The sequence below is a fragment of the Candidatus Methanomethylophilaceae archaeon genome (genome assembly GCA_017524805.1).
GTDB lineage: Archaea > Thermoplasmatota > Thermoplasmata > Methanomassiliicoccales > Methanomethylophilaceae > Methanoprimaticola.
Window position 1 is genome coordinate 69842 of sequence record JAFXUX010000007.1, and the last position, 7237, is coordinate 77078.

General features: G+C 53.7%; 10 protein-coding genes and 1 tRNA gene. 5 read left to right on the top strand and 6 right to left on the bottom strand.

What is annotated here, in order from left to right; all coding sequences use genetic code 11:
- Positions 1-13 precede the first annotated feature (13 nt).
- Complete coding sequence (locus tag IKP20_01630; GenBank protein ID MBR4503668.1) at positions 14-994, top strand: hypothetical protein; 981 nt, start codon at positions 14-16, stop codon at positions 992-994.
- Here the strand turns inward: IKP20_01630 and IKP20_01635 are convergent.
- Entirely contained in the window at positions 978-1736 is a 759-nt protein-coding gene (locus tag IKP20_01635) for an MBL fold metallo-hydrolase (GenBank protein ID MBR4503669.1), read from the bottom strand. The two genes, IKP20_01630 and IKP20_01635, sit on opposite strands and share 17 nt — an antisense overlap.
- 5 nt (positions 1737-1741) lie before the next feature.
- On the bottom strand, positions 1742-2200 hold the full coding sequence (locus tag IKP20_01640) for a CBS domain-containing protein (GenBank protein ID MBR4503670.1): 459 nt from the start codon (positions 2198-2200) through the stop codon (positions 1742-1744).
- A 147-nt stretch (positions 2201-2347) separates the two neighbouring features.
- Between IKP20_01640 and IKP20_01645 the strand changes: the two genes are divergently transcribed.
- Positions 2348-2424, top strand: a tRNA-Lys gene (locus tag IKP20_01645).
- 102 nt (positions 2425-2526) lie between these two features.
- Here the strand turns inward: IKP20_01645 and IKP20_01650 are convergent.
- A complete protein-coding gene (locus tag IKP20_01650; protein MBR4503671.1) occupies positions 2527-3534 on the bottom strand; it encodes a site-specific integrase in 1008 nt (335 codons plus the stop codon).
- The gene (locus IKP20_01655; GenBank protein MBR4503672.1) at positions 3531-3767 is read right to left on the bottom strand and encodes a hypothetical protein; all 237 of its coding nucleotides are present in this window, start codon (positions 3765-3767) and stop codon (positions 3531-3533) included. Before IKP20_01655 ends, IKP20_01650 begins: the two co-directional genes overlap by 4 nt.
- A gap of 67 nt (positions 3768-3834) precedes the next feature.
- On the opposite strand from IKP20_01655, the gene IKP20_01660 reads away from it, so the two are divergent.
- On the top strand, positions 3835-4155 hold the full coding sequence (locus IKP20_01660; GenBank protein ID MBR4503673.1) for a hypothetical protein: 321 nt from the start codon (positions 3835-3837) through the stop codon (positions 4153-4155).
- Positions 4156-4351: 196 nt separating this feature from the next.
- Here IKP20_01660 and IKP20_01665 read toward each other — a convergent pair whose 3' ends face one another.
- Entirely contained in the window at positions 4352-4942 is a 591-nt protein-coding gene (locus IKP20_01665) for a hypothetical protein (protein MBR4503674.1), read from the bottom strand.
- A 138-nt stretch (positions 4943-5080) separates the two neighbouring features.
- On the opposite strand from IKP20_01665, the gene IKP20_01670 reads away from it, so the two are divergent.
- Together IKP20_01670 and IKP20_01675 are read left to right on the top strand one after the other, a co-directional pair.
- Positions 5081-5563, top strand: coding sequence for a hypothetical protein (locus IKP20_01670; GenBank protein MBR4503675.1), 483 nt, complete (start codon positions 5081-5083; stop codon positions 5561-5563).
- A gap of 4 nt (positions 5564-5567) precedes the next feature.
- Positions 5568-5903 carry a hypothetical protein gene (locus IKP20_01675; protein ID MBR4503676.1) on the top strand — a complete coding sequence of 112 codons (336 nt, stop codon included), beginning with the start codon at positions 5568-5570 and terminating at the stop codon, positions 5901-5903.
- Positions 5904-6664: 761 nt separating this feature from the next.
- On the opposite strand, the gene IKP20_01680 is transcribed toward IKP20_01675, so the two are convergent.
- Positions 6665-7237: hypothetical protein (locus IKP20_01680; GenBank protein MBR4503677.1), on the bottom strand; the 573-nt coding region annotated here is incomplete at its 5' end.

The following is a 7237-nucleotide window of genomic DNA, read 5'->3' on the forward strand; positions in this document are numbered from 1 at the left end:
CCTATAGGCAATCATGAGCCCGGTCCTGGAGCACATGACCTTCGAAGACCTGTCCGAGCTGTACAGGGTGGAGATGAGCGGCAGCTCCGTGTCCGAGGTTCGCCGGGATCTTTTCAGGGCCATGGCCGACCTGATGACCAGATTGCGCTCGGAATATGAGAGGCTATACGCCATAGATCCGGATTCTGTCATGTGCGAAGGCGCAGAGCACAGGAAGAAAAGCGCCGAGCGCCTGTGCAAAGACATCATACGCATAAGGTCGGACAAAATCCTTAGGATGGCATTCCTGGGTGCGCTGGGATCCAACAACGTGATAGACGCCCTCACTGAGGAGGAAAAAGCGTATTATTACAAGATAATGGAGGTTTCCAAAGCCCATCTGGCCGAGGTCGACCGCCTCAGAGGGAAGCGGGTCACCGTCGCCACTCACATCGACGAGATTCCCGTGCGCGATCAGCCCAAGGAACCTGTCCGCCCGCCGGAGGCGCAACCCCCAACTGTGAACATCCCGCTGGAAGAGGAATTCCTGCCGCCCAACGAGGAACAGTTCGTGCCTCCGGAGGATTTCGAAAGCCCGCAGGACGATTCGGATGGGCAAACCGTTCCCCCTGCAGAGAAGCAAACAGTGCCAATAGAGAATCCGGGTCCGGAGGAAGCGCCCAAGGAAACCGAGGAACCCCCTCCCGCAAAAAAGCCTCCGAAACCTGAGATCTATCCGGATGACGATTTCCAGGGAGACTTCGACGATGACATCCCCGATCCGATGGAGATGGAGCCCGAGGACATCGTCCCTCCCGATATGCCGGAAGCCCCGGTGGAAACGGGAGATCCCATGGAACCGATTCTGATGCTTATTCTGGAGGATCTGCCGGAATTCTCCGGACCCAGCAGGGATTACAGCCTGAAAAAACAGGATCTGGTCACGCTGCCGAAAGCGTTGGCCGATGTTCTGGCCGAAACGGGGAAAGCCTCCCCGATCAGCCCCTCACCCTGAAAGTCCTCGTATCGCCCATGAACTCCAGGCAATCGATTTTCATCCTTTTTATCCCGGTGATGTTGGCCACTGTTTCCCTGGCTATGTCCGGCTCGTTGTTGGTGCGGCTCAGATGGGCCAAAAATATCTTCCTTCCGAGGGAATCGGTGCGCCTGAGGGCTTTGCCGGTGTCCATATTCCACATATGCCCGGTGTCCCCTTCTATGCGCCTCTTGAGCGATGGCGGGTATGGGCCGTTGCGGAGCATCTCCAGATCGTAATTCGCCTCGACCACGGCCGCGTCGCATTCCGCCAAAGCATGCTCGATCCTGAAATCGAATTTCCCGGTGTCGGTGACCAGCGCGACTTTCCCCTGATCGCTCTCGACGAAGAACGCGTTGGGCTCGGCCGCGTCATGGTACGTCGGCAGAGGAGTTATGTGGAAGGGACCGACGCCGAAAGAATCCTTCAGCTCGTACGGCACGAAATCCACGGAGCCCATGGAAGACGCGTTATACGTGCCCATGGTGCACATCACTGGGATTTCGAGCTTCCTGGCCAGAGGGCCGACTCCTTTGACGTGGTCGCTGTGCTCATGGGTCACTAGAATGGCCTTTATCATCCTGGGATCGACGCCTTCTCTGTCCATATAGGACATGAGAGTGCGACAGCTAAGGCCAGCATCGATGACCACGGCCTCGCCGTCGCACTCGATGACAGTGCAATTTCCGTCGCTTCCGCTGGCGAGAACGTGCACTTCCATCTTGGTCAAACCTTTTTCTTATAGAGCGCGAAGACTATGTCCGCTCTGGATATTACGCCGATGACCACGCCTTTCTCGACTACCGGGAGACGGTTGACGCCCATCTCTATCATGGATTTCAGGACCTCCATCACAGGCGCGTCCGGAGAGGTGGTGAGGACCGTGCGGACCATTATGCTCCCGACTTCCATGTTGGATATCTCATCGGAGATTCTCTGAAGGCCGTCTGCGCCGTTCTCGTCCGAATCCATGGAATAGGAAAGCATCACCGCGCCCGTGTTCTCCTTGTCGAGCATGATCTGCCTGCTGTAGATCAATTGGAGGATGTCATTCTCGCTGACTATCCCGAGGAGGTGGTTCCTGCCATCCACTACGGGAGCCCCGGAAATGTTGTCGACGGCGAACTTTATTGTCGCCTTCTTTATCGTGTCAGTAGGCTGAAGCGTAACCACCTGGGTGGTCATCAGGTCTCTTACCTTCAATTTAGACATCGGCCCCTTTATGATGGAGTACCCATATATTGATTGGGGTTCGACGTGGACATGGGTCCCAGCAGATTTTGAACCGACAGCAATGCATATATATGACGACAGAATAACGGGGCTTTGCAGGGGCCTGTAGCTCAGCTAGGTAGAGCGTTCGACTCTTAATCGAACGGCCAAGGGTTCGAATCCCTTCAGGCCCGCCACCTTCTTGTCCAGATGCCTCGAAAAAATTTCTATCATTTCGCTGGCCATGGTAGATTTCGTGACGATCTCCGCTCGCGGCGGTAAATCGGCATTCTCGGAGGTCAGCAGGTGTTACCTCGGAAGGTAACGCCTCGCTGGATGTGACCTCCATTAGCATTCCTCTTCTCGCGCCACTGCTCCAGCATGTCGCGGGAGGCCCTGCGCTCGTCCTTGTCGCAGTAGTGGCGCTGCGTGGTGACGACCGAACTGTGGCCCATCACGAGGGAGACGTCGTGTATGTCCTGTCCGTCGTCTATGGCCATCTGCCCGAAGGTGCGGCGGCATCCGCGGAGGTCGAACTTCTCCCCCACGTCCTTCTCGACGGCGCACTTGAGCTTCTCGATCTGCCCGTAGCCTATGAACTCCTCCTTGCCCCTCAGCGGCGGGAACAAGGCGTCGGACTCCTTGCCGCACATCCTGAGCTTCATCTCCCTGGCCTCTAGATAGTTCTCTATGACCGGGACCCCGATGGGGACGAGGGGTATCCATCTCGGCGATCCGTAGGAGCCTTCGCCCTTGACGTGCTCCGCGTAAACCTCGCCGACTTCGCCGGTTATGCGGACGTTGTAGACGTACATCTGGCGGAGCTCTTGGGGACGGAGGCCGCCGCATAGGGCGAGGGTCACGAGGGCGTATCCCTCGGTGAGCTTCCAGTCCAGCGGGGAGATCTCCAAGGCCCTCGCCACTATCTTCTCCGTCACTTCGTCGTCGATGGAGGCCTTGCGCTTGACATACTTCTTGGGGGCGTGCGCCGCGAACTTAATCTTGAAAGCGGCAACGACGTCGTTGTCGAAGAACGAGGTGATCTTCTTGAGGGCGGCCAGATCCTTGCGGAGGGTCGAGTCGTCGATCCCCTCGGATTTGCGATACCCTATGAAGACGTCCACGTCCTGCGCGGTCAGCTTGCGGGGGTTATCCGTGGACACGCTGCCCTCTTCCTTCAGATCCTTGAAGATGCGGCCGAGCTGGCGGAGCTTCCTGCCCAACGTATCATAGGTCGAGGCGGCCAGGTGCCCCCTCTCCGTCGGGAGGTACTCCTTTATACAGTCGGTGAACGGGTAGCGCGTCATCTGCTTATCCCCGCCTTCTCGAACTCCTTCGCTTCCATGCGGACCGCGAAGCTCTGGAAGGCCACGAAGACCCTCCTCTCGTCCTTGTCCAGGTACGTCAGCGGGAACTCGCGCATGAAAGTGGCGAGAATGCTCGCTGAAACCAGACGCCCGATGTCCTCGACGGTCCGGGGACCCGCTTCGAGCGAGGATCCTTGCCGTCCGTTGCTATCAATAACATTTGAGGTATCCATGTTATCAATAGCATTAATGCTAAGAATTCTATTTATAAGTTTTCCATTGATGTCATTAGTGATATTCATGGTAATGATAGGTCGCACCAAATTCGGTCAGAACAACAGGATCAGCCTCGTGGAGGGACTTCCGGACATTCTGAACCTGGAGCTCGGGGACTACGTCGAGTTCCACGCCGAGAACGGGAACATAATAATCCGCAAGGACACCAAAAAATACAACGGATACGACTTCGAAGGGGATGAGATCCGCGAGAAGGTCAAGCAGCTGGAAGATGAAAGGCTCGATCACATCGCGGACGAGGACCCCGAGGTAGCCCTGGAAAAAGCGAAACAGGAATATCTCAAAGACAAGGCCGAACGCGAGATGAGAAAAGGCAAAAATTGATAATAGCATAGATTCCATAGGTGGAACTATTTATGATAAATCAAAACAGACCAATATCAAGGGTCCGAGCATGAGTTAAGTGAAATATCGACCCTCCTCAACCAAACAGAAGTTTCTTAAAAATAGATGAAGGTCGAAGCAAAAATTTGCCATGCAGCTGCACAATATAAACAGAAAGGAACCGAACTCCCCCTGTTCACTTCCCATTGGCCTCTTTGATGACCTTCTGAAAGATATCCACTAGACCTTCGATGCCGGAAGGGTCCTCCTCCATCTTGCTGAGCATGCTCTTCACGATGGCGTCGCTACTCATCTTCTGTTTCGTCCTATGCTCGCGGACCCTTTCCATTTTGTCGGCCATGCTCTTGTCGTTCTCCAATTGATCCACGATAGCCATGCGGATAAAATCGTTCCTGTCGGAATAAAAGCCGAGGACAGTGGCATAGTCCTCGATGTCCTGAAGGAACTTCTCAGGCACGCGGAGAAGGATCTGCACGCCCTCGCCCTGGTATGACGAATACTTCTCCATGAATCCATCCAGTACCTTTTTCGTAATGGATAATATCACATTAGGATCTAGTGCCCCGTCGACCATGTCTTTCATGGATTCGAGATCAGAATCGAGTTTTATCCTGCGACTGACAAAAGACCTAAACATGTTCTCCATCGCGAAGACGATATAGGCGGGCCTGGTACTGAGATGACCGTATCTCCCTATATTCTCGTCAATGAGGTCTACACATCCCTTGGGAATTCTGATTGAGATGGTCTTTGTAGGTTCGCTCATAGAAATACTTATGCGTAACAGTTTTTTAAAATTTTGGTACTTATTAGAATTATTATTACTTAATAGAATGACTATATACTAGAAGAAAAATGCAGTACACGTTGGAATCTTAGAAACGATTCCACAGGGATTGATTTAATGACTGCAGAAGAATTCCGTAAAAAGAATAGAAGAAACATGAAAAACCCTCATACCAGGCAGGTCAAAGTCGGAAGGTTCATAGTGACCTCCCACGCACAAAACCAGATGGTCGATCGTGGAATCCCTAACGAGGCGATGATTCAGAACCTCTGCCACAAACCCGAAGCCGTTAGCAAAGTTACAATCAACAATAAAGGAGAACCATCCTATGATCGTCATAACAGACAGACTACGACCGAAATAAACCCTGTCAAAAAAACAGTGCCCACAATACATGTGCTGAACAAAAAAGACGCTCGCAAACTTGGAATAAAACGCGAGCACATGAAGACCCAGGCGGAAATTAACAAAGAAAAAAGAAAAGCCGCTGCGAAAAAGGCCGCTTTGACCAGAAATAAAAGAGCCGCTGCGAAAAAGGCCGCTTTACCAAAAGAAAGAAAAAATACCAAAACATCCAAAGCAACAGCAAAAAGAAGATGATGGCATGGAGTATGTCCCTAGAGATGCTTCGGTGAAGCTGCTCAAGAAGTTCCTTCCCGAGATTGGCGTGTCGATCCCGCTTTCAGAGTCCGATTTAGAAGAAGCCAGCGATTTCTTCTGCAGAATGGAGATCGACCTCGCACAGGAGAAAGAATGCGGCCGCGAATACAATCAGAATCTGCTCGACGCAGTATGCCGTGCGTATGACGACTTCACACCGATAGAGGACGAGGACTTCGTCGACATGGATGCGCTCAACGACAGGCTGCGGTCCGCTGAGCCCTGGTCTCCTCCTCCCACACAAGAAAAGACGAAGAGACCAGGCAAAAGAAGAATTTGAATGCCTCAGAGCATGTCCCGAGCATTACTCCGCAGAATCGTGACAGATGCTTTTCCGCGACCATGCGATAAGCTCGGGACCGCTCGATAAAGCCAACATCCCCTGAAGGTGAGGAACTACAAACATCGGCGTCCTCGATTAATGACGGACACGATCTATAACACCGTATACCTTGACAGAAGAGGTAGCAAAGAAACGCACCCCATCTCCGAAAAGCACTGGACTTCATGATGGCCATAGAATCGGGGGACGTGGTATACACCCGGGGCGACTTCAAGAAGATAACGGAAAGGTCCTGGATGGACATTGAATACGATCTGGACGGCGCGTCCGCAGCGTGATATACAACCAGGAAGAGGCATAGTTCTACACCAGGACATTCATCTCCCTGTACGAACAGGGCTCGAAGCTGGACGAATGGGCGGTATCGGTCCAGAACGGATTGGGCTGAGAGGACCCCGCCATACGAACATTCAGAAATTGAGAGAAGCGTCAGACATCCCATAGTTTCAACTTTGGTTATCTTCATCAAGTCTATGCGCTCCCCGCTCGCTCGCTTCGCTCGCTCGGGGTCGCTATCCCCCCGTCCGCTCGCAAGCTCGCGGCCGGATATCGCCCCTGCGGGGCTCTCGCGCGCATGCCGGCCCTCGGCTACGCCTCGGGCACGCTCCGCTCGGCGTGCGCTGCTGTCGGTCCGCCCCGACGCCGCCAGCCTGGCGGCTACGGCGTCGTCGCGGGCGTCCCGATTGCGATAGGGGTGGTTACGGGGATGCCCCTGTAGGGGCTGGAAAAACAGTTCCCCGAGGAAGAAAATGGATGTCCCAACCCATCCATTCATAAAGAAAAGGATTCGAGATATGGACTGTGTCCACCCATACCCAAGGCGAGGGAGGCCTCTGCTCCTTGATCTTCTTGAGGTCTTCTTTGAATGATTTGGAAAGGATCCATGTTTGAGAGTTCCAGATCAGGCTGTTGAGTATCGTCCATACCCGGGTGCAGAACTTCATTGGGAGATCCGAGACCCGCTTGCATTTGTCTATATCTGGTATGCCCTCGAGGTCCAGGGATTTGGATATGTACTTCGCGATGTAATTGATGGGGTTGGTATACCCTTTCATCCCCATGCAGTCCCTGGTGAACGCATAGACGTCCACGAATCCCACGCGCCAGAGGGGGCTCCTGGAGTTCCAGTCGTTGAGGTTCTTGAGCTTCCCGAGGACGGACCTCGTGTACGGATCGGTCGGGTCGGGACGGTAAGTGCCGCTCTTATGATGCCACCTGACCTTGAGGGGCGTCTCCAGATAGAGGATCACATGGACCGCCGGATAGCCAGA